Genomic DNA, 625 nt, shown 5'->3' with positions numbered 1-625 from the left:
AGCGTACCACCGCGCACGTTGATGCCGTTCTGCGCGTTGCTGCCCGTCAGCGTCAGCGTGCCGGTGCCCAGCTTGTTGAGCGTGCCGTTGCCCGAGACGTTGCCGGTCAGCGTCACGTCATGGCCCAGCGTGTCGATGGCGCTGGCGGCATCGGTCAGCACGACCGCATTGCCGCTCGTCAGGTCCGCCGCCGTCGCCAGCCGGGCAGCGCCGATCGTGACCGGTCCGCTGCCCATGTTGGCGGCACGCGCGACCGCGACGGTCCCGCCGACGATGTTCAGGCCGCCGGACATGCTGTTGTCGCCGCTGAGCGCGAGAACCCCCGTGCCGGTCTTGGTCAGGCCGCCCGTACCGGTGATCGCGCCGGCATAGAGCGTGTTGCCGTCGTTCCGCGTGCCGAGGCTTCCCCCGGTCAGGCGGATCGTGCCGTTGCCGCTGATCGCGCCGACCTGCTCGCCCGACAGCACGTCGAACGTGCCGTCGTTGCGCAGCGCGCCGGTGTCCGCCAGGGCGCGCCCACCGGTCACGGCCAAGGTCGCGCCGCGTGCGATGACCGTTCCGCCGGTGAAGGTGTTGGCCCCCGCCAGCTGCTGGCTGCCGCCGGTGACCGAGACGCCGCCGGTGG

At 72.2% G+C, this 625-nt stretch carries 1 protein-coding gene; it reads right to left on the bottom strand.

Annotation, left to right across the window (positions count from 1 at the left end; all coding sequences use genetic code 11):
* The coding region (locus NS334_RS16285; RefSeq protein WP_193753139.1) for an autotransporter-associated beta strand repeat-containing protein at positions 1-625 on the bottom strand (625 nt) is incomplete at both ends.

The organism is Sphingomonas endophytica (assembly GCF_001476895.1).
In the GTDB taxonomy this organism is placed as follows: domain Bacteria; phylum Pseudomonadota; class Alphaproteobacteria; order Sphingomonadales; family Sphingomonadaceae; genus Sphingomonas; species Sphingomonas endophytica_A.
Note: the sequence above shows the minus strand (reverse complement) of the source record. Positions and strands in the feature narration are given on the sequence as shown.